Genomic DNA, 26,266 nt, shown 5'->3' on the forward strand with positions numbered 1-26,266 from the left:
CTTATCCGCAGCGTCGAACTCGCAAACCACCCGGTCCACCGACAATCAAGCCACCTTCAGCTGACCTGAACCTCCTCGCCCAAAAAATCACACCCCTAACACTGACTTCATACGGTTAACGGCGTTGCGTGCCACCCCCGAGCCTAGAGAAACGTGCCTGTCCGAGTAGGACAACTCAAGATTGTCGATTGACCCATTCCGGAGGCTACCATCCGGCACGACAAATACAACATCATTTCATGGACGCTCGACATTTTGTTGAAATTGTCAAAATAGGCATCGCGTGACGTTGTGAGCACTTCGGAACCGAGTCCCGTTGTTCCCAAGCAGTAGAATTTCATGTAACACCGCACGGTTGATGCCGCATGACACAGGCCAAGCGACTAGGCCCAGATACGTACGACACTCACAAGCCCTTTCGGCTAAGGATCGGGAGCCAGCTCCGGAGTCGGTTCTCACTTTTCGTCAACCCGGCGTGCAATTCTCCATCTTTCGTGAAGATTCGCACATATGCCGAGCCGGCTTCTACGTCCTTAGGATTTGCCAATTCTCACCCTTTTCTTGACTGCAAGAAACTCAAAAAGAGGCCCCCAAGTAGGAGAACTTGGGAGCCAATCAAAACCGCCACGTCCGCTTAGAAGGACTTTTCGATCATCTCCTTAACGTCGAGCTTCAGGGATGAACCATAAAGGACGTAGGTGAACGTGATCGGAGTTCCTGAGTTTCGTGTCACTCCCGAGAATGTTCGTCTTGCGAAACAGACGCCAGAATCGAGGAACTCCTTCCAAGCCTTGATCATGATTTCGAGGAATTGAACTCGGTTCTTGTAAAGAATCTCAACCGGTGATTCTTGTTTGAGAACGTTTCGTTTGTCTCGGTAATCTCTGTCTGCAATGCCTAAAGCCAGTTGACGGAAGCGGTAGATTCCGAATTCCTCAGCCAGAGTCTTCCCTCGTGCCTTTTGTCTCTCAATCTTGGAATACTCTCTGGCTGGAACCAAGAGGAGTGCTGCGAGACCCGGAGGAGTGCAACTCACTTTTTCGATGTAGCTGTTGGTGGATTGCTTCAAGGGCTCTTCCTGGGAGTCTGCGAAATCACCCACAAGCTTTCTCGCCTTTTCCAGGAACTCTGAAGACTGGTTATTGTTGAAGTTATCGTGAATCACTCCCTCTTGAATGTTCGGTGGATTCGTCACACCAGAGCCACTGACAAGAAAGAGCCGGACGTTTTCCGGAAGAATCTTGAACGTCGGCTGATCCTCGCTTCCATAGAGAGCCTCAATCTTTCCCGTCGCCGCAAGTCGACGAACGTTGAAAGGAGTTGTCCCGAGTTCTGAAGCAACTTGCTCGGCTGTCAAAAATGGAGACTGAACAACAACGGTGGAACTCATTTCAAGCTTCCTTTTAAGTGATCGAATTTTGATAATTTCTCAGCATATGGAGCCGAGAACCTGTCTTGTTTAGGTTTGCGTGTCACTACCTGCCATCCTGGCACCTCCGCCTGACCAAGGGCTAAACGAGGTTGAAAGAAGGACCCGCGTTCTCTTTAGTGCTCTTAGGTTCGTGTCATAATGGCAGAGGCATTTTTACATAGCACTGTTGAGATGCTCGACCGTCGCCCCAACGGAATGAGTCATAAAGGCACTGCTGAGAAAATCGTACCTGTTGCGAGTTCGAATCACTTCTCCTGTGATCAACTCGACAATCGCAAGGGGCCGGCCCTCCTTTCGAGCATCCGAATGGCGAATGGCGTGAATCCTGTGGTTTGCAATCGTGTACTCCTCTCCGTTTTCGTCTTCGATACTGACTCCTGACATTCTTCCTCCAAGTTTAAGAAAAGGGGTGATTTCACTCTGAGTAGTAGTAGTGATGACAACCCCTTATATAAGTAGGTGTGATCACTACTACTTCGCTGCATCGGAAGACACCCCTCCTCAGAGTCGGGGTTGTCTTTCCGCTGTTCGCTCGTCTGATGTATGTGAGCGATGGCCGGCCCATCGGCTGGTATCACCGGAGGGCCGATGAGGCCTATGCGACCACTTGCTTCGACCAGGTCTCGGTTGATAAGTAGGCGTTGACAGTTTGGTTATTCCCTCGGGTGACTTGCTCAACCTTCACGAATCCTGAGTCGATGAAATCGGACATCAGATTCGTTGTGATCTTTGTTCGACCAGCCCAACCTTGATCCTGGAACACCTGTTTTAACTCGTTGATCGTTGAGCCCTCTTCGGCCCGGAGATTGAGAGCCTCTCGGAGGTTCTGTGAAAAGGACTCCTCTTTTTCCTTTTGAGCCGCTTCCTTCTTCTGCTGTTTCGACTCCGAGTAGCTGGCAACCTCTTCTCCGAAACTCCGAACTTCGCAGTTCCAAGACCAAGCTCCGCTGCTATCCCTCTCTCGCACATCAACAGCGAACTTCCCGGCATGGCCATCTGAACCACCTGTGACCATCCAAAGAGAGTGCTGATGCGTCTCCGGGTCAAAGTCTTTCCGAGGGTTCACTAGAACCCATTGCCGGCTCCATTCAGCCCAACCGGCTCCGCTCAAGTGCTCCAAGCTCAAGGATCGGCCAGCCTCGAATTTTCGGTTCGTGTGATGATTGATGATCGGAGTGCAACCCGTCTCGGCTGCAATTTCGCCGATCTCACGCAACATGTTCCCCATCTTCGAGACATTGGCCGTATGATCGGCGAGTGATCCCAAGCACAAATAGGCCGGGTCGATGATCAGAACATCGAGGGCTAACTCCTCGATGGTCTTCTTCATGAGTGCCAACTGGCTCTCCTCTGAGAAGACTGGGAGTTGATGACAGATGAAGAGTGGAACCGAATCAGTAGAGCATGGATCGTTCCCCTTTGAGCGAATGATCGCTTTCAGAATACTCTGGTTCTTCCCCCGGCTCGCTTCCCCGGTCATAATTCCAACTCGTGCCGGCTCCGGACAATCAAACAGACCGAGAAACGGAGTCCCTGAGGCCATTGAATATCCGGCATCGATACTGAGACAAGTTTTGAGCGACTTGGGAGGGCCGGCGAGCAAACAGGGTTGACCTTTGGCGATGACTCCGGAGATATGATAGTCCACTTGATCCTCCTGCTTGAGGTAGTCCGCAATGGTGAGAAACGGGAAACTCTTGGAGGGAGGTTGAGGAGTCGGCCCCTTGAATCTGTCTACGATGGCCGAGATATCAATGTTCTCCCCAAACTCTCTTGAGTAGCCTTGAGCGACCAATTCTTTCGTAGCTTCTCGGAATGCTGTTTCGGAGGCGTCTCCAAAATTCAGAATCGCGAACACTGCAAACTTGCTGTAGCCTCGGCCCGGTTCTAGGAATGGGTGGCAATTCGGGGAGAAGGCATAGAAGAGATTCGAGCCGTCATGATTTGTCGTCGCCGAAACAGGATTCTCGGTTCCTGGTCTTTTCCAGCGAGTCGCCTCTCCCTCAGTTCCGACATTCTTGAATCCGTGAGGTTCCAGGATCTGAGCCCAGGAGGCCGAGAGGTTGAAGACATCCCCAGGGCTGGGACAATGCTGAGGGGGCCTCTCGGCTCTCTCTTGGGCCGGCTGCTCAGTCGTCATATCGAGAGGGCTTTCATAGGGGAGCCCCTCGCAACCGAACCAGCGAGCGACCATCAGCCAGATATCCCGAAGCTGGGGAGTGAAGGCCGGCACCAACTCATGAGGCCTCGGCCCGGAAACGTGTTGATAGTTGGAGGCTCCGAGTGGGTGGCAGAAGTCCGCCGAGCCGGGAGAGAGGACGTAACCGCCTTCTCCTCGGGTTTCGATGAAGTATCCAGGGGTTCCGTCGAATTCGCCTGTTGCCGGATTGAGCCGGCCCGAGTGTCGAGCGAGCTTCAAGCTCCCTGATGGAGGCTCAATGCAGCGATAGTAAACGTGGGCTCCTCCACTGGGAGTTCTGATAATCGAAACTTGATCGAGAGGCCCGGAGTCGACTCCGTTCACCACACAAGCGGAATGCGTTTCCTCGAACTGCCTCTGAATGAACTGGCAAGTTTCGTCCCAGTTGTGAATATCGAAGTCTAACACTTCCAGGTTGGCTGAGACCGATCCGCAAACAACTCCGATTCCAGCCGGTTGAGAGTACCAGCCTCTCAACTCTGCCTCTGTCGGAAGTCGAGAGGTGAATTCTTTCCAGGGCCTGGCCGGAACCTTCCCTTTGCCGACAGGAATGACTGAGAAACCGGCGTGTAAGAGTTCCAGTGCTGTCGTGATTTGATCCAAAGAGTTCTCTCCGAGATTGGTTCAAGAGAAGTGAACGAAAGCCCTCCGGAGCCCACAAACTAAACTCCGGAGGGTAACACACCTGAGGGAAACGACCGAAGACTCAGGTGTGCTCCAGTGATAGTTACACTGACTGGTGTTTCATCGCTTCCCACTCAGCCCGAGAGGGGGAGCCGGAACTAATCCAAGATTGGATCTCTCTGAATGACCAACGAGTCAGGGAGCCGATTTTCACCGGCCTCGGGAGAGCCCCAGACTTTGAGAGTTTGTCAATTAACCGAGATGAACACTTCAGGGCCTTGGCCAACTCATCCCTCGTAAGGGTAACTTCAGGTTTCTGTGAACTCATTCAACTCGCTCCGCAAGGTGTCGTTTTCGCGAATAAGCACACCCAATCACAGAACTGTGATGAAGTGTGCTTCCTATAGGTGTGAGAAGGTGAATTCACCTACCTGTTGGAAAGCCTTGAGATTGCCCTAACCGCTACCAGCACGCGGAGAGAAAATTCTTAGAGGTGCAATTGAGGTGAATTATTCACCATCCCGGCTAGTCTTGTGAGTCCCAAAGCTCGCCACTAAAACGCTCTCTCGCCTCCTCCTTTTCGAAGCGGACTGTCTTTCTCATCCTCTTCCAAGCTTTTGATTTCTTGACTGAGGAATCATCACATTCAAGCTCTCTAGCGATCCTTTTTGCCGTCCAATTTCTTGCTTCATGGTTTGTGGCCCAAAGTGCTGCAAGCTGTTCATCGACAGTCTTTTTCGCGAAAGGCCTGGGACGCGAGTTGGAGTTCGTCACTCCCCGTTTTACTCCTGCAGCAAACCTCAATGTCGCAAGTGCGGCAACTGATCTCCCATATTCAATTGATGCGAATTCAAGAAATATCCCACGAGACTCTTTGTCAGCTTCCCATTGCGTGCAAGCAAACCAGAAGGCAAAAAGAGGTTGGCAGTTTACTTGTGGAAACGACTTCAGCGAGAATTTGATTACAATTTCTGCGATATTCCGGAGGGTGGGTGTGTCGGCCCAACTATAGCCACAAAGATCTCCGAGGTAGGTAACCTTTTGGGCTTCCTCCCACCATCTGTCACAGAGATCATTCAATAGGCCATGGTCTTTTTCCAGCTTTTCATAAGCCCAGTAATCCACAAACGACAACGGCTCATTCGCAAATTTGGTTTCAAAAGGTACACGCTCCTCAGTCATTGCTTCACCTGATCCTGGTTTATCTGCCCATGATTGATCCGCCAATTCAAGGCCACTTAGTCGAATTGGCCCAGAAGAAGTGGCAACGAACAAAAAACTGGGCAATTCGTTGTTTCTTCGTATCTGGAATTGACTCAAAAGTAGATTACTTCGACGAGACTTTCATCTGTTTGGCCCGTCAGATGGTCTGCCCTGTGGTCTGCCGAACCTGTAGAATGCGAAAAGCCAGAGTATCAGGGCTCTTTTCAAGTCCTGTAACGTCCATTTGAACGAAATGACAGAACCGCATAAACCAAGCTATCGCAGCTTGGTTTATGCGGTTTTTTGCGTTTCATTCTTCCCTCGTTGTGCAGTTAATTCTCTCTAGTTCCGTCAAAGTGTGCATTGCCGAGTGCATTGCCGGGCGCGTGGATCTTGGAAATATTACAAACGAGGCTTTTTTTCCTTCTCTTTCCTTCAAGATCCGACCGAAAGAGGGTGAGACAAATAATCACACTCTCGATCGGAGATTCACAGTGGCCGAAAAGACAGCTAAACAATCAACACTTCTGACTCCGCATGATGTAGCAAAGATGTGTGGGGTCAGCACGAAAACGATCGCGAATTGGGAAGAGAAAGAACTCATCCCCGCTGGTATTCGGATCAGCCCACGTTCTGTTCGTTGGCGAGAAGAGGTCGTCCTGGCGTGGATTCGTCAAGGCTGCCCACCCGCATCTGACTTCTCGGAACTGCTTTAGTTCAAGCACTGTTTCACAGAATTGAGAATCGCCCAGACCAGAGATGTTCTGTCGGAGGTCTTTTGAACACAACAAAGGTGTGTAAATGGTGCTGTCTGAACCGGAGGGAAACAACGGGGGGAATCTTGACGCTGCATTGGGGTACGCCGCAGATGGAATGCTCGTCTTGCCTGTCCACTCGGTTAAGGATGGTCGGTGCAGCTGTGAACGAATACGCGGTCCGAAAGAGCATCATTGCAGAAGCCCCGGGAAACACCCTCTCACACTCAACGGCCTTCGCGATGCAAGCGCGGTTAAGAGGGTTGTCCGTCAATGGTGGAAAGACAACCCTCACGCCAACGTCGCCATTCAAACTGGGAGAAGTTCAGATTTGCTCGTGGTTGATCTCGACACGAAACGGTCAGCAAATGGGGTTGAACAGTTTGAAGCACTGTTCGGGTCTGTGAAGGAGATTGGCTGCCCTCTGGTTCGTACTGGCTCTGGCGGTCTCCATCTGCTGTTCTCATACCCGAGTGAAAAAAAACTCAGTTCCTGCCAAGGTATTCATGGTTTGCAAATCGATCTGAGAGCCCAAGATGGCTACGTCCTGGTTCCTCCAAGCGCCAACCTCGATGGTTCGTACCGGCTAGAAGAAGGGACATTCGAATCGCGTGGGGAAGTGCCTGTTGAGATCCTACAGTGGATCTTGAGTGATGCCAATTCGAGAGATCGTCAAAGAACTCCTCAGCAATTTGAGATTGACCCTACGAACGAGAGAAAGACTCTCCACGTCATTTCGAAGATTAGCAAGAGGTTCATTGAGTCACGAGACGAATGGATGCGAGTTTGTGCTGCGGCAAAGTATGAGGCTCCAAGTGACGACGTCTTCGACGCTATCGATCAGCTTTCATCAAAGAGTGAAGTAGGGAACTACCGGGGTACTGACGACGTCCGTCGAACTTGGGACTCGTTCAACAGACAAACTCAATTTGACGGAGAGACAACCACACTTGGCACACTCATCAGCTATGCGAAACAGAGCGGTTGGGACCCAAAATCTGACCCGGTCTGGTTGGCGATGAGGCCTCAGGAAGAAGTGAATCCAGCGTCTGATGAGATCCGTTTCTACACAGGGCCGGAGCTCGCAAAACTTGATACATCGGTCGCTTGGCTCGTCGAAAAAGTTTTGGTCGCTGGCCAGCCGGTTTTGCAGGCTGGCCCAAAGAAGTCGTTGAAGACAAACACCTTGATTGACCTAGTCTGTTCGTTGGGAAGCGGAACACCGTTCCTTGGCCGGTTCGAAGTTCCTGAAAAGCGACGGGCGGCACTCATGTCATCCGAATCTGGTGCATCAACAATCCAAGAAACAGCGAACAGAATCGCCAAAGCAAAAGGTTTCTCTGGTGTAGGTGAGATCGAGAACGTTCTATTCGCGTTCGAAACTCCGCTCATTTCGACCGCGAAAGAGTGTGAAAAAATTCACGAGATCATCGAATCTTACAGGCTTGATGTTCTTGCCATCGATCCAACTTATTTGACGTTCGTGATTGGCGACTCAGGGAAGAACATTTTCCAGATGGGGCAAATCTTGTCTCCACTCTCTCGGATTGGACAGTCAACCGGGTGCACCATCATTCTCTCCCACCACAGCCGGAAAGGTGTAGGTCGGGACGGCGAACCCCTCGATCTCGGAGACGAAAGCTATTCAGGGTTTTCAGAGTGGGCACGTCAGTGGTTGTACATCAACCGGCGTGAACCTTACGACGAATCGAGTCCAGGGTCTCACAAGCTCTGGTTGCGGTATGGAGGTTCAGCAGGACATGCTGGGTTGCACGGAATCGACATTGAGGAATCTGACCCATTCGCAGAGTCAGGCCGACAATGGCGATTGTCCGTGTCGTCAGCTTCGGAAATCATCTCATCCCGACAACGCCAGAACGAGCAAACCAATAGAGAGAAAACTGACGCAACTATTCGAAGGAGGTTGAGTCAGGTGTTCGAAGTTGTAAAGGGGTTACCTGCTGGTGAAACAAAAGCGGTAATTGCTGCAAAAGCAGGATTTAGCCACGGCATCACGGACAAATGTCTGTACGAACTTGAGCGTCAACAGTTGATAGAAGTCACAGAAGTCTCCAAATCAGGAAGACAATATCCAGGTTGGAAACTTGTCGAGTCGGACAACTCGGACAGTACTCGGACAGTATCGGGACAATCCGCCTCAATCAGTCAGTCGGACAACAACTCTCTCCTGTAAGGAGAGTAGTTGTCCGAGTGATCCCGACGAATCAATGAAAATGCCGAGAAGTCCGACAAGTTTGGGACCAGCCGATGTGGTTTCAACCTCTTTTGTCGTTTGGTGTGAACTGAATCGGAGATGACATGTCACGAAAGCGATTGATTCCGATCTGGGTTGGGTGTCCCGCTTGCGGCCGTGTTGCGAAGACAACACCGGGAGATGACGACGGTCTCTGTATTTGCGGAAGCGGTTGGCTAGTCCAGCTACCAGACCAACAAGCGAAAGAATTGAATAAACCTAAACTTGATGGAAGCCTTCCCTTAACCGAACTGTCTGCCGACATGGCCAGACTATGGGATCAAAGTGAACGCCTTGGAAAAGAGATAGCACGACTGAAAAGAATTCGAGACGCATGTAAGGGAAGAGTCTTGGGCGCCATCGGGGACGCAAAATCGGGAGGACTTCCAGATGGTAGAGTCATTCAGCGAGTGCTTGTAACTCGCAAGGCGCACACAGTCCCAGAGTCAACTTATGTGACCGTTCGAGTTCGAAAGCCATCTCCCAATAGGGCGAAGAAATGAGCGAATCTGAAGAATCAGAGTTCGAATCAATTCGAGTTGGTGACCTCTATTCAGAACTGATGACCAAATCGGAAATTGCGCGTCACTTTAGCGTTGGCCGGAAGAAGGTCCCGGAACTGTTGAAACACTTGGAGCCGGTTCAAATCGGTTCGGTCTACCGAATTCCTCTGCGATACATGCCACTCGAGTACCTTCGAAAAAACGGATTGATCTGAATCGTGTTCCGATCTGGGCCAATCTGGCCCGATTTGGGCCGTTTTGTGCAACACGCAGATTGAGACTTTCTTTGCCAAGGACAGGGCGAGATAAGTCAATCATGCAACTTCCGACGATTCAACCCGAACTGCGAGCATTGCTGAACTTGACTGGTCCAGTGTTGCTGGATGAGTACGGGGCGGCGGTTCTGCTTTCGATGAATGTTCGACGGTTCAGACAGCTGCTTGCCTCTGATCAGTCGTTGCCGCGCATCGAGCTGGCCAACGGGCAATTGAGATTCAGCAAAGTGAGCCTGTTGACTTGGGTCACAGAACAAGAAACCAAACACACGGAGATCCGGTTGTGAATCGCATTCAACTCTTACTCGCTGCTTGGAAATGTGACCCCCACAAGTGCAGTGACCAAACCAATGAAGTCTCAGCCAAGAGAGACTCAACGCCTCCCGTCAGTGGCAGCAAGACTCACACTCAACAAGCGTCGCAGGAGAAGACCATCATGAAAGATCCAATTACGACATGGGAAGCCATTGTGGAAACATGTACCCAACGCTGTGCAGGCAACAAACGAAGGGGAATCTCACTGGCCGTCAAAGAAAACCCAGTCGCTCATCAAGAATACTTGCGAGCCTACAACCAGCGACATGCCAGTCGATGATACCCCCCCCCCCCCCCCCCCCCCTCGCGGGTCCTTCCCAGGGGGAGGGGGGTACTTCGCAGTGGCTAAGCGGCGTTCCGCATGCCGCTATGAAATTTTCGGAAGGCTTCCTTCCTTCCGCTTTTTGATCACAACGCCTTTCGAGTGGCATAAATCAAGACATTTTCAAGCTTTGCCTCCTCGTCAAACCGGAAGTGGCAACCCGCAACGATTCCGGATTCCTTCCGGTTTTGAGGAGTTTCGGAGCCATTTCACAACACATTCACCATTTTTGAACCTCAAACGGAGCTGACGACATGCCCGAAACGACGCATTCGAAGTCCAAAATCGCCGATCGAGCGTTGAGAATCCCGGTTTCGCGGGAATGGCACACAGAACCACTACGGGATGATCTTCGAGAAATTCAGGAATCAAGCGAAGCTTTTCAGGAAGATCTGAAGGATGTGCTCGAACGAGCGAACCGGATTAAGCGTCAAGATTTCGCGACGGCAGCAGAAGCCGAGTCAGTCTGTGTCGATCTGGTTCAAAGTCTGCAACACGAAGTCAGCTTGAGGGAACGAATCACCGAGTTCTTGACCGATGAAGCCGATTCGCAACCAGTGGTCTACCAGGAGTTGTCCGAGCGAAAACAGGCTGTCATTCGGGAAGTGGGTGAACTTCTGGAATCGATCGGCTTCACAGCGAACCCACACGGGATCAGTCGGATTCCTCACACGGAAACAGGAATGTGGAAACCAGAATGGGCAAAATCGCATCCAAAATACGTTGCTCTTTTGAAAGACATTGCAGCACTGGATTCCGACCTCGTTACGTCTCGCCATTTGTCTGAAGAGCATGCGGGGCTGATTCAACAAGTTCAATCGGAATTGAACTCAATGCGAGGGGCGGAACTCCCTGTTTAATTGAGTTGCTTCATCAGTTCCAGTCCCGGAAGTGTTGAGACAGTGTTCCGGGCTGGAACTTGCCCACCGATCCGGTCTATCTCGCGGTTGATCGGGTCGGTGTTTTTTTGTTCCGAATCACTCATTCGAAGGTGACTTCTCGAGCAATTGTTCCAATGAAGCCTCGAAGCGGTGTCGAACAACTTCAACAAGTTCTACCGCGACTTTCGCATCAAAGGACCTCTTCGTCAGCTTGAAAACATCTGGAGAATCAACGTGTCAGAATCAAATTTCGCTGGCAATCAATCAGAACTTTGTGAAGCACTCGGGATCACTTCCGATGAACTGGATGAACTCAAGAGCCTTGAAGGGTTTCCGAAGCGGACAGCGAAAGGATGGGACGTCTCGGCAATCTCCGAATGGTTGTCTGCCGAGAACGATTCGAACTCGACGCCATCAGAGATGATTGAAGAACCGATTGTCCCAGAAATGGAAGAGCAGGCCGAAGAACTCAAGTTCATCACACTCGCAGTTCCAGTATCGGAGCCAATCCCAGGGAGCTACGTGGAAAAGCAGAGAGGGCACATCGATGTGAAGTTGCGGAGTCCGGAAGTTCTCCACGGCTTCAAGAGAATTCATGCGGGGCTACGTGCGGCGAATGCCAAACTTTCCGATGGTCGGCCAGTCGTCACAGCTGCTGACGTGGCGCGATACATCGCCGAGAAATTGACCCAATCAACAACGTAAATTCAGGAGAAGTGATGTTCAGGATGATGAGATTCTCAGGAAGCACTGCCAGTGCAATCGTGTCAATGTTGGCCGTTCTGGTGCCGCTATGTTGTCCCTCGTTCGGCGCTACGGGTGACGTTTCGATTGCGATTCCAGCAACGGGGCCAAGTGGTTCACCATCTGGCTATTTTGCATTGATTGAAGTCGAAGGATTCACGACCGGGGCAAGCTACGATCTCGACGGAGCTGGCGGCGGTTCAACTTCGGTGCAAGATTTCTCAACAGCTGCGATCGTGTTCACGGTCACCAGCGAGGGATACAGCGGGTCCGGAACTCTCGGAACGGTCAGCCGAACCGTTTATGGAACGATCATCACGCGAGACAGTTACCCGGATGATGCCAACCTTGATGAGACAGATACCGGATCGGCATTGCGGTTCTATGTCGCACTCTCGGAACCGATCTTTGACGATGACACAGCCACGGTCACCATGACGGCCAGCACAGTCACGAACACGGGTGGAGGATCCGAAACCAGCAACGCATTGACAGATGCAGCGGTCACGAACTCGAGCGGTCTGGACTATCCGACCACAAATCAGCATTTCGAGCAATACGCGGTCACTCAGCACGCCGATCTGGTTGCTGATGACTTCACAGTCGGACTGCATGCGTTCGCAGCCTATCGGGTCGCAGCGGTCCGTTTCACAGCCACAGGACACACGTCAGCCAATGAGGTTGATGTATTCGTCACTTCGCCCACATCGACAGAGAGAACCGCAACAGGGCTATCTGCCGAGTCTCACAAAACGACGATCGACATCAGCGGATTCACCGATGGGGAACTGATCGACGTTCGGGCGCGAGTCTATCCGGTTGTGGGTGATACCATCGCCGACAATCAAAGCAACACAGCCACACACGAAGAAATCCGAAAGTTCAACCTGTTGACGGTCCGGTATGACACCACGCCGACAGTTCGCTACGTTCGCACGACCGGGAATGATTCCACAGGGGATGGATCAACCGGCACTCCCTATTTGACCATCGGAAAGGCTCTCAGCGATTCACCCGATACGGTCTACCTGGGAGCGGGAACGTATGCCGGGGGAAGTTCCATCACACGTGTCACGTCGTCCACCTGGGCCACGGTGACGCCAGAACCGGGACAGGATGCGTCCACGGTCATTGTCCAGTGCAATGCGTCCACGCGAACCTACAGACACGAGCGGTACAGGCTGCGGGGGGTCACGATTCAACAGGCGGAAACCGGATCTTGGTTCGACGGCGAGGAAGTGGGCAATCACATTCGATTCGAAGATTGTGTGTTCGATGACAATGGATTCGTTCCCACAACATCGGTCGGTTATCGCTCGGATTCCTGCACGTTCGTGAACTGCACGATTGCCAGCGGGGCCGAACCGTTGAATTTCGCGAGTTGGAAACTTTCGTCATTCTCATCAGCGACGGTTGCCTACTTTGCCGATGGTTGTACGTTCGGCCAAGCCACGACGGCGACCATCCTGAAGGGCTGGTATGGGGTCGTTTGCTCGAATGTGTCGGGACACATCGGGTTCGCTGGTGATGTGGCGGGAACCTCGATGACATCCAATATCGGCGGGTTGTTTCTCTGCAATCAGGTTCTCGATCACGTCGAAACGAACGTCCTGCAGTTGGGTCAGTCGAGCGGTCACCCCAACAACAATTGGTTTGTCGGTGGGAATATCATCAGCCGAAACAGTGGCAGTGGTGCGGGGATCGCCATGGCAGCCGACAACACAAGCACCAGTGCTCAAGACACGACCGGGATCATCTTCGCTCACAACACCGTTTATCCACAGACGAACTCAGTACGCATGAACTTCGCCTACAACGATTCCGGATCGACGGCACGCAATCGAACGAACTGGCGAATCGTGGGCAACTCGATCGGACAGAGCAACATCAAGTCCGACACATTCGGCGATGATGCCAACCTTGTCGGGAACTGGCCATTGGTGTTCGGGGCCGGTTGCGGTTCGAACTACATGCAAGGGCCGATCTTCGTTCAAGAGTTCGCCGGGTTCAACACATCACAGGGTTCGTCCGGGTCACCACTTGATCCAGGGTACGTGGACGGGGCGAACGATGACTTCACACCCGATACCGGATCGGCACTGATTGGAGCTCTCGACAGCTCGCACAAGCTGATGCGTTTCGACTTGTTCGGGAATCCGATCGGCAGCGACATCGGAGCGGTTCAGACCATCAGCACACCATCGGAGAGCGATCGAGAGCGGGAACAATCCGAAAGCTTGCTTCTGAGATTTGGAGCAATGGACGTGCGCGAGATCACACCGAACGCTGATGGCAGTCTGACGTTCGAAGTGGTCATGCTGGTCACGGTGAAGACGGGTCTGGAACTGGACGTGATCAGTGTCGAGTGAGCTGATGAAGAAAAACAAACTTATCACTCACAAAGCAGTCAATATTCCCAGTCTTCCCTCGCGTCCCAAAGTCTTGCTTCACTTCGGTACTCTTCGGCAATTCTTACAAGAATCGATGAGATGTAAACCGACTCAATGCGGATTGATTCGGCCAACATTTCGTATTTATCTCCAAGGGAATGTTCCTGGGCGCCTCCATTTCTCCGCTGTACCATTCCTCTTGAATACCGCACCCCCCACACCATTCCGTCGGAAAGATGTGGGGTTGCGATTTGGTTCATAATGGTTCGAACTGGTTGACACGGCCATTTGCCATCTGGGTCTGGCGGAGAATTTACAAATAGTTCCCCAAGTCGAGAGTCACACTCATCTAAGCACCTCAGTTCAGTTGCGGTTTGTCGAACCTGGGACACCCAAGATTGCAGTTCTTCATAATTGATGGAATCACCCTCTGTCTTTCCGGGGATCTCAGTCCACATTCTTAGAAGCGAGGCGATTCTTCGTACTTCATTTTCAAGAAGTGCCAATTCGTTCTCGTCATGTCCGCAGCTTGACAACAATTGCTCCCGACTCGCTTTCGCAGTTCGCGAAACCAACGTGGCGTAGTACTTCGGGTCTGACGAGAGCCGCTTAAACAAGGTGCGTGGAGCACCGTGATATCCGTACTTAAACGAACGGAAATATTTCCACTCGAGAGCGACCAAACGTTCTTCATCGACATCGTCTTTATCCTGCAATGCTGAAAGCATCATGCCAATCTCGTAGTCAGTAATTTGATGGCGGCCAAATGAAGGCTGTCCAAATGCGGAGTTCATATCCGCAGACTCTAACGGTCCAAAGAGCACTTCCACTGGCAAATTGACTTCTCTGTGAATCGCGTTGCAGATCACGTCCATCGCATCGGCAGAACGACCTACTGCAATCAACTCGCGAGAGCATCGTGCAACAGAATCAACATCCGTACTACACCCCCAATGTTTAACGATCAACCAATAGTTATGTTTGACGGTATCCGCTTCTTGATCGACGACATCCCATGCAGAAGCGTCAAAAGGAAGCATGGCTAAAATTAGCGATTTAATAGCTGTATTGTCGTGTTTCGCCAAGGTTTTGGCCAACCAATCGGCACTTGCAGTTTGCATTCGATCGGTAACGAATCCATATACCAAGTTCTGAAGAAAGTTTTCATCAACGAGCCTCTCTGATATCAGCGAACTGGTATACTGCTCTCCAGAGACCTCAGAAATCGCGACGCCAACAAAGAATGGCAGTGCGCACTGTCCAGCGAGTTCGATTACTCCCTGTAGACCTTCCGACAGTAGGATTTCCTTGACTGCACTTCGCCGGTCATCGGCCAACTTCTGATTTGCTCTGTCTAGATCCGACTCATTGTAGTAGTGAACGGAACGATCACTGAAAAGCCAGGCGTGGCTAGCAGATAACGATTTTGACTCAAGCCTTCTCCGGATGGCCAGTAGACTCTCCAAGTCGTCCGCATTCAGTTTCCGATTTTCATACACGTCACTTTGGTGTCGACTGACGAAGTCCAGAATCAACTCCCGGAACAAACACTTCTCATCGTCGCTGTCTAATGTCTCTGGGAGTTTGGCCATCTGATCGATCAACTCATCGATACGGTTGCGAGGCATTACCGTCAAGATTTTCAGAACGTCCGACCATCGTTCGAAACTCGAACCAACGAAGTTCGCAACCTTTTTCGACAGAGAGTCAATTTGAGTTTCGAGATCTTCAGAATTTGGATCGCCAGTCCAGTTTAACGCCCATTCTCGCCAGTCAGGACGTGCGTTAGTTAATCTCAGAACCCAGTTCTGGCTATCTAATAATTCGATCAAGAGTTGCCAGGACTGTCCCTTTCCATCTACTGTCAATTGATCGATTGCTGCAATCCGATCATTAACAGTGGTCATCGTTTGTGGTGTCTGAATTGAGAGAATCGAAGTGAGGCTTCCCATCGGAGAATTGCCATAGCGTCCGGGCACATAGAATCCCTCCAGTTGAAGCAATATTTTACAGACTGGCATTATGAATTTGGGTGACCAGGCAAGGCTCTCCAAAGCCCAAAGCAACCCTGAGTAGAGGCAACCATTGGACAAAGGGTTACTGCGAGTCTCTGAGAACAGTCCCTTCAGGGATGGTTCCATTGTGGCAAGATCGGCTTCTACAGCCTCAATGAAGACACTCGGAGCGGCTTCACTCAACAAGGGAAGGAAAGGGCCGATTGAAACCCAGTCTTTCCATGTCGAACATTGTCGCAGAGAATCGCGTACAACTATCGTTGCGTATGAATCGAGCCCTAGACTTCGAGCAGTGGAATCCAGTTTGTCACCAAACTCGCCTAGAAATGCGATAGTTTCCGCGACCTGACGACGAAGTGTCTGCGAATAGCCATATGCGAAGAAATTCGAGTCGCCATCTACATTCAGAAGAATCTTGGGGACAAGTGAAACGGCGTTTTGAATCGTCGCGCTCGTTATTGAGCGCAGGTGCTCGCTCCAAACGTCGCCTTTTGAAAGTAGTCTCCATTTGTTGTCTGCAGTGAACATTAAAGGTTCTGATTGAGACGCCCACTGCTTGCAGTCAAGCTCGACTTGATCGTATTCCACCCCCGATATCATTTGGATTGCTCGACGGTCGTTGTAGTTCTGGCTTTCCCATCCACCAAAAAGTAAACAAGGTCTCAACGAGTTCCGTTGGGCCGGGTCTACCATCATTCGATCAGTTGGAATCGAATGGCTTGCCAGTTTCTTCTTTACGAGACTAGTCGTCCCTCCACAGTCTTGGGCAATCCGTTCAGCAGCGAAAATCGGTAGCCCACAGTTCATGAGTGACTCACTCAGTTGGTACTGTCGAATGCGCTCTAGGCGAACAACTTCATCCTTCATCAATTCAAATGGACCGCGAGCATAAGCCACACTGATTTCCCTCTCCAACGACCGGCCAATATCACTAGCATTCAACTGCACCAGCGGATCAACAACGATGTAATCAATGCCTTCTCGTGTAATCGCATGCTTGAAGGCCGAAGGCGAATCCACATATAACAATCTGGAAGCGATTGAATCCTTTCGCTCAGAGTCCATTTTCTCAATTGTCGCGCAAATGAAATCGATTGCATCTTCTGGAAATGGAGAGACAACGATAATGATCGAGGCAGGTGCGAGCATCCATTGATTCAATCGTTTTCGACTTTGTGACCTTCCACTAAGAAAGACTTCTGGCGCAAGTTGTGGCGAAGTGCTCAACTGAATTGACTTCCATTTGGAGCTATGAGAAAAAAAGTCGCCAACAGGAAGATTCAGTTTCTCCCCAAACCAAGCCTGAATTGCTGGAGCCTGTTCGATCCATTGTTCAAGATCGTCAGCGTCATACGCTTTGACTTCCATCCAATCAGTAGAAGACTTTTTTTCTTCTACCCAGTCGGCTTTCGCTCCCCAATCGCGAGCAGTTAGAAAAACGAAAGTCGAAGATTGCCTGACGTTGGTCGGAGTCGCTTCTGTTCGTTTAGCAAAGTCGGCATTCGCTTTTCTTTGAACGTCTCTCTGAACCGAGAGTTCCCATTTTGACATTCCCGAAGGAATCCATGGACTCTCGTACTTGCAAGTCAATGTGCCATCGAATCCGGGGCGACTCACTGACTCGTATGCTGGGAAGTCAATGCTGCTGATTCCCCGTCCGGTTGCATGGATAAGACCTCGGACCAAGGCTGGCAACTCAGAACGTGCCGAAATATCACCCGCCCATCCGACAATTTGAGCTTTTCGAATCATGATGTTTCTACCCGGGAATGAATGCCCAATTGAATACCAACTGATTCTGATCACTCAGCGTCGGAAATGACAACTCAATGCGGATGTGAACCTCTACATTGTCCGCCTGTTGGATTTCCAGTGTTCTCTATTGAGATCGAACGAGTCACCGAATGACTGGGAAAGCTTTCGAGAATACACTTCTCCCAAAGTGTCGCTGAATTGGTCCGGTCTTCTTCCTTCCGGTCACAATGGCAGACGAGAGATTGCGTCTGATGCATTTCGAGTGGTTGGGCCGACTCAGAACACGTCTGATTTATCACTTGTGCGATCAACGGAGACTCAAAAATGATGAATACAGATTCACTGACCAGCACCGACGGTTTCGACTCGTGAGAATTCCAATACGTATTGGATTCGTACACATGTTCGATTCGCATACGTATGCGAAACACACTCACCATTGACAGGGGTGGATCGAATGAGGCAAGATGCGACCGTCAAAAGTCTCAACTCGTTTGAGAATCCAAGAGTGTCAAAAACTATCCAAGAAATCAGAATCCCGGATTGGGTTCCGATGCGTCCGCATACACGAAAGGTGTGCGGCGGCTGCTCTTGGCAGCCGTGACAACGCTTCCGAGATCCAGTCCGGGATTCTCTTTGCGCGCAACGCAAGGGGCGTCCCGGATGCCGGGGTTCGTAGCGGAAAGGTCTCCGCTCATGTCTACTCTTCTCCCCTCAGTTGCTGAATCGTCTGTTGCTTCCGGAGCTGTCAACGGGTCACAACACCCGGACGTTCCCCGCGGGAACTCTCGCGTGCTCTATGTTCCGGTCAATCCCGGGGAATTCCATCCGACCGGGCCGGGGGAATGTCCATTCGGAAAGTCACTCTCTATGGACCAAGCACGTTCTGAAGAATTGGCCGTCGCACTCAATCGAGATCGGCTGCAGGATGTTCAGTTCGGCAAACGTAATTCAGTCGGTTCGTGGCATGTAATTGTGGCTCTCGCATGTCGTCAGACGCATGTGGTTCGTGTTCCCGTTCCAGAGGATTGGATTCCTGAATCGGAATTCGATCTGCCTCCACTCGCACTCTCAGGACTTGTGACGCACAAGGAAGCCAGAGGGATTGTGAACGCGGTGAACACTGCCGAGTTGAACCGGCAGAACATTCGCCGATGGGCGATTCACATCAAGTTACCCGGAACATCACTTGCGAATCGCGATTCGTTCGACCGTGAAGCTTGGGACTGTCTTCGAAACGTTCTGAGGGCAACTGGGGAACGGGTCCGAATCTTCAGCAAGGGAGGCGGCGAACTGCTCGTCATGACTTCCGAACTCTGTTTCCATTCGGACTTCTGCAAGAACGGTGAAGGTGCTCGACTTCTCCGCGAATATGCCGGACAGCTACTCCAAGCGGCGGCAAAGCTGGACGGAGAAGAAAGACCAACATTCACCCGAATGCAACCATCCGGAATCGACTTCGCTCTTGATGGGGCGGATGAAGAGATTCATATCAGCGTCTGGAATGAAAGCGATCCGGTCAAAGCTCAAGAACGAGTCGAGAACTTCATCAGCCTGATGCGTTCGTGACAGGGAGGAATCCATGTCCAAAGCTTCAACCGTCAGAATCGACGACCTGACGCGACGTGTGCAGCGTCTGGAACAACTTGAATCCGAAAGAGAAGTCGAACTTCAGGCGATCAAGAAAGAACGCCAACGTCTGAAAACCGACCTCGAGCGAATTCAATCCCAGACCTGCGAATAACACTATCCCAATTCCCCCGTCTGGCGATCAGCTGGGCGGGGGTTTTCTATGCACAACACCGAAATGAAAGAGAACCGAGAAGCCTCCCCGGCCCACATGGCTTTACACAAAGGCCTCTCAGTCCGACTCGACACATCAAAGACGACTTATCATATTCTCAAAGGCGAACAGAGTCTGCAAGCCAACAAAACGAGCCTCGACCTCGGAGGGCTTGACCGAGGGAGGCTCTAAACCGGTGGCAACGGGCCAGTCGCCACCGATCTCACAGGATTCTGACAAGTAAAAAAAGCAATGCAAGTCGATTCAAGTAGCGGGGCGGGGGGCTTTCTGTTTTCTGAGACCTGATGCCTGAAAACCACCCGCTGCAGGCGAACGTGAAATTTGGCAAGATTTCAAACTGAAAGACCATTCCAGAAGGAGCGATAGATTTGAACAAGATCCCATCTGTTCGAATTGCTCAGCCGACAAATCGACATATTCAACTGAAGACCATAGAGCCAGAGTCAGTGAAACGAGTCAAAGAATTTTTGAACTGGGTTCAAGGTGTTAATCGCGACCGCAAGGAATGAATTCCTGAAGACGACATCCTCCTTCTGGCTTAGTGCTCTGCGCGGGTTTCTAAATCGCCCTCGATGCAAATAGGAAAAACACTCGATGGGCGACCAAATTTATGACAGGAAGGTGACAATGATTCGACCTGTTGCAAAAGCCACACGTTTCGCATTTGAAAACTACAGAAGACAAGTTCGAAGAAGCGAAAGTCCGGCGAAAAAGTTCTACGACTTTCCGGTGAACTGCTGTGACGATGTGGCTGTCTGCCTACTTATCATTTTTCGAAAACTTGATCTTCCAGGTTTTCAGATTGTCCGATCTGAGTTGGTTCCACGACTCGGAACAAAACACTGTTGGATCCAAAACGACCAAATAGTGGTCGACATCACAGCCGACCAATTCTCAACGGAAGGGCTTTCACCTGTGATCGTTGGTGAATCAAATTGGCATAAGTCGCTTCCAATCGACCAAGAATTCGGAGCGAAAGATCTGAACGAAAGCGATGAATTTGTTTTCGATAGTTTGGTCAACGATCTGTACCGGCACGGACTTTCAGATTTCCAAGCCAACCGACACCGGGAGTAATCCGCGTTTGTAGCGACTGTTTCTCAGCAACACGCAAAACGTTTAGCGAAGGAAAAGCGATATGGCGACATTATCACGTCACAAGGGCGGTTGGCTCATTCAATTCAGTTTGAGTGGAAAGCGAAAATCATTGTACCCGGGCGTCATGCCGAAGAAGCAAGCGAAGGAATATCAACGACACGTCGAGAATCTCGTGTCCTCAAGAAAGAGTGGTCTCTCAATTCCTGATTTCACTGCCTGTTGGTTGCGGGACCGAGACCTCAACTTCCTCAAGAAACTTCATCGACTGGGTTTGGTCTCCTCACCTCAGGAGGTTACTGAATCGCCGACAGTGTCAGAATTTGTCCAAAGATACATCAACTCCCGTTCGGACGTGAAAGAGAGCAGCAAGCTCGTCTGGGGACGATGCCAAGGAAAAATGAAGCTCTTTTTTGGCGATGTATGCCGAATCGAAAACGTGACTGTTGGCCAAGCGAAAGACTTTCGTCAATACTTGATCCGAACAGGTCTAAGCGAGAACACTACACGCAAGATGTGCTCCATCGCGTGCCAGATCTTTGCTGACGCGATGGACCGAGAACTGATCAATCGGAATCCGTTTCAAGTGAAATCGATACCCCGCACGACGCGAGCGAACGATGAGCGAATGCAATTCATCACGCGTGATACAGCTCAAAAGGTTCTAGATGCGTGTCCGTCATCAGAATGGCGGTTAATCTTCGTTCTCAGCCGTTTCGGGGGTTTAAGATGCCCCTCCGAGGTCTTTACATTGACTTGGGGAGATGTTATCTGGGACCGAAACCGGCTGCGCGTGCCGAGCCCAAAAACAGAGCATCACGAAGGGCACGAGGAACGAATGATTCCGCTCTTTCCCGAAGTACGGGCCGAACTGGAAAGATCCTTTGATGAAGCTTTAGAAGGGTCAGTTCAAGTACTCAGGAGGATTGTGAACCCGAACCCGCAAATGAAGAAGATCGTTGTCAAATCTGGCGTGAAACCCTGGCCGAAGATTTTTCACAATCTCAGATCAAGCCGACAAACAGAATTGACCGAACAATTCGGGATCAAAGCAGCGTGTTCGTGGTTGGGAAATTCGATCCGTGTCGCAGACACGAGCTATTTGCAGGTTCCAGATTCCCTCTGGGATGCAGCGACTGAAAGTGCATTGCTCAGTGCATTGCCAGAACCGATTTCGAACAAAACCGGCAATACGTAGAAGGAAGTTCGAGTCCTGTAACGTCCATTTCTAAACCCTTGCTGAGTCGTGTGCAAATGGACGGGAAAAGCGTCTTTCTTTGCATCGACGACTCATCGGACTCTTCTGAAGGAGTTCGAATTACCTTTCATCCTCTCTGTTTGCTCCGAAACTGACTGAAAGCGGAACGTTGGCGGGGAAGACTCTTGGGGCACTGGTCATTTAATCGTCCCCAGTGACGATTTTGAGTCGCAGTTCAACCTGTCGGCCCGTCAATTCTCGGTTGTAAGAGCAGAAGTGAACGTCACTTCTTGGCCGGTTCGACCGCACTTGATCACTTTGTCGTCATCAAGCAGGATTTCTAGATCATCTCCCCGGAGTCCTTGCCAGGTTGCAAGGTAATTGAGCCATCCGAACTTCTCTCCCTTTTGGGCTGTTTCCACTCCGCCCCGCCAAGCGAGCACGACCAATTCACCAGCTTCCGCGAGAGCTGCAAGTTTTGGATCTTCATCGCGTTTCTGTCGTCCCCGTTCCCAACAATAGATCAAACCGTGATCAGGACCACTCCACAGGTCCTGTGTCGACATCCCCTCGCGGATCGGAGTGGTGATTTCACGGAACAGTCTTCGTTTCGAATCCATCTTTCAACTCTTTTTCCAAAGATAATATTGGGGACCAACCGCTACTTGTCCTTAGCGGACTCGGAACGCACTTCGCTCAGGAAGTCTTGGATCGAAATTATTGGAATCCCAAATCCTCTCGCTTTTTTCGCCTTGCCGGAGTTCGTGGATGGGTCAGCTGCCACAACCAAGTCACACCCTTTTTTCGACACGCTCTTGATTGGGTTGAGCCCCATTTTCGCTGCGAACATCTCAAGATCATCTCTGCTAATTTTATTCCCGGCGGAGTCCGTCGCGCTTCCCGTGAAACAAACCCGTGCTCCGAGTTTGATTGCCCCGTCAGTGGAACACTTCGCTGTCACGCGAGGAATTTCGAAGTCGTTCACATCCAGTAGATCAGCAACTTTTTTGATCAACGCGTGCTCGTCTTCGGTGATGACGTTATCTCTCCAGGCCGCTTGGATGATCGAAGCGAGATATCGATGATGGAGATCCGCAACGTCACGTCCACTTAAAGAGTACTCTTTCGCAAGCTGAGCCAAGTGAAGCTTCTCATCTTCGGTCACCACCAAGTCATCCAAAACCCAATCGAGTGCATCTAAGTACGAGAGGAGTTTCCAATCTGAAGTCGGGTAGGGCGAGTTTGCGATCAGTCGATGGAGGGGAGCTTGCCGATATGCTTCACAGGATTCTCTCCGGAGCGTTCTGGGATTCAGCGGAAACGTCAGATTCTCGACTCGGGCAGGCTCACATTGGGAATCTTCATCGAAAACCTGCTTTAGGAGTTGCGCAGTCGCTCGGGCATCAATCAAAGCTCGGTGGCCCCCCGAAAGATCGATCCCAAAATTCTGGCAGGCGGTGGAAAGCTTCAAACCGGTTGCGCGCAAAGTGCAGAAACCTCGACCGGGTTCCAACTCTGCATGCAGACGCGAATATTCCCGCTTCAGCATCCTTTGATCGAAACCATAAAGATTGTGCCCGACGAGGTAGCGACTGTTGAGCCGAACACCAATCGCAGCTGAAACCTCCTCGAACGACCGAGCAGCTGCTGCACACGGGCCAGACTGTGGGCGTACGGTGGATCCAGAAAGACTCCAGCGATTCCGGTCTTCCCGTACAACCCCAGCGATGAGGGAGAAGAAACCAGACGATGCCAGTCCCCATGCAGGATCCGGACGTTGTGCAGTCGTTCAGCCAAAGTCTCGAACCAGTCGATCAGCGCCAGCTGACGAGCACGCTGGGTGCGATAGACCGGAACACAGACGCCATTGCCACGCATCGCGGGTTTGGACTTCTGCAGACCTTCGAACGCGTTTCCGATCTGACAGGAACGGCCCCAGGCATACCAGCCTGCCAGGCGAGCATCGAAGTACTCCGGATCTTCCGTGATCCGATGCTGAGCCCCTTTCGCCGCTTCGCCTCGGAACAGGTAGACGCTTCGCGCATGCAGATCGGCTTCTGTGATCGGATAGTGAGCATGCTCAGCGACCGCTTCGGGATCCGATTTGATCGCTCTCCAGAAGTTCACGATGTAGTGATTCACATCATTGAGGGCTTCGTGGGCGACCGGTTTTCTCGCGAGTGTGAGTGCTGCCGACCCAGCGAACGGTTCTCTCAAAGCAGTGATCTCTCCAAACCGCTCATTGACGATCGGAACAATCGAACTCTTCCCGCCGAAGTACGGGAATGGACAGCGCAGGAGTTTTTTGTCGCTCGCAGTGGTCCTGCGGGTGACAGGTGAGTTGCTCAATTGCGAAGACTGGGCAGACCGATGACAGGGAGTGTTGACCGACATTTGTCGCTTTCTACCGCGGACACGCGGAATGTGGCGACCTCCTCGGAAGGTCAATATGTTTCGCGTTAGGGACTGTCATCGGTGCCAGCCGGTGGCAGTCCTGCGCAGGCATGATCTACTGCATGCGGACGGTCGCGCTCGACGGCTCGCCTTCTGAGCTGGAGGCTTCGGACTGTTCTTGCCCGGTGCAGTAATCGCGGCAGTTCACTCCGCACTTCTTGACCCGCACGCCGTTCTCTCGGAGTTTCTCCCAGGCCCATCCCTGCGCACACTCTCCATGTACGGAGCAAGATCGGACTTCGTGTTTGATGCGTCCCCCTCCGCAGCTCTGGCAGTCGACGATGCGAGTGACTTCGCCCAGGTGCTGACATTCCGGTTCGGGTTCACGTGTGGCTGACCGCAGTGGGCAACGGAGACAGGTGGCGTTTCGAACAGGCACTGCTGAAGCTGCGGCACCTGTTTTTTGTGGATGCCGACACCACGTCTTGAGCGGTCCCACGGCTCCAGCATAGGCGCATTTGGGATTTTCAGGTTCGTCCATGGGCTTCACTTCGCTGAGGATCAGACGGGAACAACGAGAACGGATGTGGGCGGCTCGCCAGTGGTTCCGTTGTCGTTATTAAATCCGGTCCGCTGGAGTCGGAACGGTTCCATGGGGTAATTCGACACCGGTGGGCTGGAGAAGCAATTCGTGTCCGCCGCGCCGCTGGATCGATCCGCAGTGTTGCTGTACGTCGCTGAGGAGGATGACACCCCGCCGTTGGGTTTCATGTGCCCGATCAAGGCAATGTGCCACTGACACGGTGCGGTTGCCGGAAGTTGTTTCAGGGCCAGTTGCCAGTAAGGCAATTGACCATCGAACGAGGGAGCCAGATCGCAGCCCAACGAACCTTGCAGGCCGCGATATTGGAACCCATCGTTGGCCATGTAAAAACACCCTCCAGAACCGTCTGAACATTCCGCGCCGCCGCTTCCACGGACGTTCTGGAGAAGTTCCGGAGCACTCAGCATTTCGGCAGGCCAATCCCCGCTGGCGTCGGTGTCGAAATACAACCGGTAGTGAGTCGGCCCAGCATCCGAACAGCTCGTCGGCGTCGGCGGCAACGGACGGACACACACCACACAGCTTCCCGGATCGCAGTGCACTCCCGTGAATCCGGATTTGTTCCGGTGGAGTTCAAACGTGGCCAATTGGTCGATCGCGTGGCGGTTGACGTAGCTTTGCGTGAACCCTCCGGAGAGAGAGGGACAGCAACCGGCGTTTCCCCCGTTCGCGCCACTGGTCATGAACACCGTCAATTCGACGTCCCCAGCATCGGTCCCTGTGGCATTCAAGCGGAGTCGATAGGTATCTCCAAACCCTTCCGGGTAGGCTTCACACGCATGCTCGATGTCATCAGTTCAAACAAATGGTGAAAACCAAAAGTCTGAACACCTGACAACAAGTGATCATCTGGGCGCTACGCTTTTATTCCGTCACACCCTCTCCGTCGAGCGCTACGTTTTCTGACCGATGTCTACATTCGTTCAGTGAGTTATTTCAACAAGTCAAGCAGCCATCAAATTCCGGCGGAGAAGAAGAGTCCTGGGCTCGCCCGACGGAATTGATGTTTCGGGTGTGGCGTGCGCTGCAAAACCATGATCACTCAGAAATGCTCGATCGGATCTTAAAAAACTATCGCCAACAGTTTCTGGAGATTCTGTCCGGGGATGATCTCGCCCAAGCACGACTCGCGGCGGAGTTACTGGTTGAGGAGGATGTGGAACGCTTCGTGAGCGAAGAAAAAACTGGCGGCAGAAGTTTCGCTGATCTGCGACCAGGCATTGCTCCCATTTTGGAAAAGATGCGTGCCGGCGAAGATTGGCCCACTCCCGAAGAACTAGGTCATTTGTCGTATTCTCTCTGTTCCGACGCCACCAAGCCAGAGAAATGGCGAGCATCGTCGGATGAACGGACACGGCAGCGAGATTACACAAGCGTAGCAGCCCGTTGAACATTGCGGACTTCTGAGTAGCAGTCTGAGTTTTGGTTGGTTGCCATTGAGTGAGGTCGTGCTTGTTTTGAAGTGCCGGAAGTTGCTTTCGATGGCTCGGGAGAGACTTTGAA

Annotated in this window: 22 protein-coding genes and 1 pseudogene; 13 read left to right on the plus strand and 10 right to left on the minus strand. The window is 51.7% G+C overall.

The annotated features are described in order from the left end of the window. Positions 1 to 634: 634 nt before the first annotated feature. The 4 genes from KOR42_RS22670 to KOR42_RS22685 form a co-directional block, all read right to left on the minus strand. The gene (locus KOR42_RS22670) at positions 635 to 1,390 is read right to left on the minus strand and encodes a hypothetical protein (protein ID WP_146512121.1); all 756 of its coding nucleotides are present in this window, start codon (positions 1,388 to 1,390) and stop codon (positions 635 to 637) included. Positions 1,391 to 1,585: 195 nt separating this feature from the next. Next, the gene (locus tag KOR42_RS26970) at positions 1,586 to 1,816 is read right to left on the minus strand and encodes a hypothetical protein (protein WP_197441475.1); all 231 of its coding nucleotides are present in this window, start codon (positions 1,814 to 1,816) and stop codon (positions 1,586 to 1,588) included. Positions 1,817 to 2,027: 211 nt separating this feature from the next. Continuing rightward, positions 2,028 to 4,235, minus strand: a complete 2,208-nt coding sequence (locus tag KOR42_RS22680) for an AAA family ATPase (RefSeq protein WP_146512123.1) — start codon at positions 4,233 to 4,235, stop codon at positions 2,028 to 2,030. Positions 4,236 to 4,781: 546 nt separating this feature from the next. After that, on the minus strand, positions 4,782 to 5,543 hold the full coding sequence (locus KOR42_RS22685) for a hypothetical protein (RefSeq protein WP_231741085.1): 762 nt from the start codon (positions 5,541 to 5,543) through the stop codon (positions 4,782 to 4,784). Between the two features lie 410 nt (positions 5,544 to 5,953). Between KOR42_RS22685 and KOR42_RS26975 the strand changes: the two genes are divergently transcribed. From KOR42_RS26975 to KOR42_RS22720, 8 genes are all read left to right on the plus strand, one after another. Then, positions 5,954 to 6,175 carry a helix-turn-helix transcriptional regulator gene (locus KOR42_RS26975; RefSeq protein ID WP_197441477.1) on the plus strand — a complete coding sequence of 74 codons (222 nt, stop codon included), beginning with the start codon at positions 5,954 to 5,956 and terminating at the stop codon, positions 6,173 to 6,175. 85 nt (positions 6,176 to 6,260) lie between these two features. After that, the gene (locus tag KOR42_RS22695; protein WP_146512126.1) at positions 6,261 to 8,408 is read left to right on the plus strand and encodes a bifunctional DNA primase/polymerase; all 2,148 of its coding nucleotides are present in this window, start codon (positions 6,261 to 6,263) and stop codon (positions 8,406 to 8,408) included. A 125-nt stretch (positions 8,409 to 8,533) separates the two neighbouring features. After that, entirely contained in the window at positions 8,534 to 8,971 is a 438-nt protein-coding gene (locus tag KOR42_RS22700; RefSeq protein ID WP_146512127.1) for a hypothetical protein, read from the plus strand. Continuing rightward, positions 8,968 to 9,186 (plus strand): hypothetical protein, encoded by a 219-nt coding sequence (locus KOR42_RS22705; RefSeq protein WP_146512128.1) that lies wholly within the window; start codon positions 8,968 to 8,970, stop codon positions 9,184 to 9,186. The genes KOR42_RS22700 and KOR42_RS22705 overlap by 4 nt, the downstream gene beginning before the upstream one ends. A 496-nt stretch (positions 9,187 to 9,682) precedes the next feature. After that, the gene (locus KOR42_RS26985; RefSeq protein ID WP_197441479.1) at positions 9,683 to 9,841 is read left to right on the plus strand and encodes a hypothetical protein; all 159 of its coding nucleotides are present in this window, start codon (positions 9,683 to 9,685) and stop codon (positions 9,839 to 9,841) included. Between the two features lie 296 nt (positions 9,842 to 10,137). Next, positions 10,138 to 10,743 carry a hypothetical protein gene (locus tag KOR42_RS22710; protein ID WP_146512129.1) on the plus strand — a complete coding sequence of 202 codons (606 nt, stop codon included), beginning with the start codon at positions 10,138 to 10,140 and terminating at the stop codon, positions 10,741 to 10,743. 255 nt (positions 10,744 to 10,998) lie between these two features. Then, positions 10,999 to 11,469: a hypothetical protein gene (locus tag KOR42_RS22715; protein WP_146512130.1), complete on the plus strand. Its 471-nt coding sequence runs from the start codon at positions 10,999 to 11,001 to the stop codon at positions 11,467 to 11,469. Positions 11,470 to 11,492: 23 nt separating this feature from the next. After that, positions 11,493 to 13,877: a hypothetical protein gene (locus KOR42_RS22720; protein WP_231741086.1), complete on the plus strand. Its 2,385-nt coding sequence runs from the start codon at positions 11,493 to 11,495 to the stop codon at positions 13,875 to 13,877. 38 nt (positions 13,878 to 13,915) lie between these two features. Here the strand turns inward: KOR42_RS22720 and KOR42_RS22725 are convergent, their stop codons facing one another. Continuing rightward, on the minus strand, positions 13,916 to 15,235 hold the full coding sequence (locus tag KOR42_RS22725) for a hypothetical protein (RefSeq protein ID WP_146512132.1): 1,320 nt from the start codon (positions 15,233 to 15,235) through the stop codon (positions 13,916 to 13,918). A gap of 3,129 nt (positions 15,236 to 18,364) precedes the next feature. Between KOR42_RS22725 and KOR42_RS22730 the strand changes: the two genes are divergently transcribed. The 4 genes and pseudogenes from KOR42_RS22730 to KOR42_RS27520 all read left to right on the plus strand — a co-directional run bounded on the left by KOR42_RS22730 (position 18,365) and on the right by KOR42_RS27520 (position 21,765). Continuing rightward, positions 18,365 to 19,237, plus strand: coding sequence for a hypothetical protein (locus KOR42_RS22730; RefSeq protein ID WP_146512133.1), 873 nt, complete (start codon positions 18,365 to 18,367; stop codon positions 19,235 to 19,237). Between the two features lie 13 nt (positions 19,238 to 19,250). Then, on the plus strand, positions 19,251 to 19,412 hold the full coding sequence (locus tag KOR42_RS26990) for a hypothetical protein (protein ID WP_197441480.1): 162 nt from the start codon (positions 19,251 to 19,253) through the stop codon (positions 19,410 to 19,412). A 1,282-nt stretch (positions 19,413 to 20,694) separates the two neighbouring features. Next, a pseudogene (locus KOR42_RS27945) lies at positions 20,695 to 21,141 on the plus strand (phage integrase SAM-like domain-containing protein); the annotation flags it as partial. 372 nt (positions 21,142 to 21,513) lie between these two features. Next, entirely contained in the window at positions 21,514 to 21,765 is a 252-nt protein-coding gene (locus KOR42_RS27520) for a hypothetical protein (protein WP_146512134.1), read from the plus strand. A 251-nt stretch (positions 21,766 to 22,016) separates the two neighbouring features. Here the strand turns inward: KOR42_RS27520 and KOR42_RS22740 are convergent, their stop codons facing one another. The 5 genes from KOR42_RS22740 to KOR42_RS22760 form a co-directional block, all read right to left on the minus strand. Further along, positions 22,017 to 22,385, minus strand: coding sequence for a hypothetical protein (locus KOR42_RS22740; RefSeq protein WP_146512135.1), 369 nt, complete (start codon positions 22,383 to 22,385; stop codon positions 22,017 to 22,019). 41 nt (positions 22,386 to 22,426) lie between these two features. Then, positions 22,427 to 23,314 (minus strand): hypothetical protein, encoded by an 888-nt coding sequence (locus KOR42_RS22745; protein WP_146512136.1) that lies wholly within the window; start codon positions 23,312 to 23,314, stop codon positions 22,427 to 22,429. Next, a complete protein-coding gene (locus tag KOR42_RS22750) occupies positions 23,308 to 24,159 on the minus strand; it encodes a DNA adenine methylase (RefSeq protein WP_146512137.1) in 852 nt (283 codons plus the stop codon). Before KOR42_RS22750 ends, KOR42_RS22745 begins: the two co-directional genes overlap by 7 nt. Positions 24,160 to 24,274: 115 nt before the next feature. Continuing rightward, on the minus strand, positions 24,275 to 24,700 hold the full coding sequence (locus KOR42_RS22755) for a hypothetical protein (protein WP_146512138.1): 426 nt from the start codon (positions 24,698 to 24,700) through the stop codon (positions 24,275 to 24,277). A 20-nt stretch (positions 24,701 to 24,720) separates the two neighbouring features. Continuing rightward, entirely contained in the window at positions 24,721 to 25,446 is a 726-nt protein-coding gene (locus tag KOR42_RS22760) for a hypothetical protein (protein WP_231741087.1), read from the minus strand. 365 nt (positions 25,447 to 25,811) lie between these two features. On the opposite strand from KOR42_RS22760, the gene KOR42_RS22765 reads away from it, so the two are divergent. After that, a complete protein-coding gene (locus tag KOR42_RS22765) occupies positions 25,812 to 26,153 on the plus strand; it encodes a hypothetical protein (protein ID WP_146512140.1) in 342 nt (113 codons plus the stop codon). Positions 26,154 to 26,266 lie beyond the last annotated feature (113 nt).

The sequence above is a fragment of the Thalassoglobus neptunius genome, assembly GCF_007859735.1.
Taxonomy (GTDB): domain Bacteria; phylum Planctomycetota; class Planctomycetia; order Planctomycetales; family Planctomycetaceae; genus Thalassoglobus; species Thalassoglobus neptunius.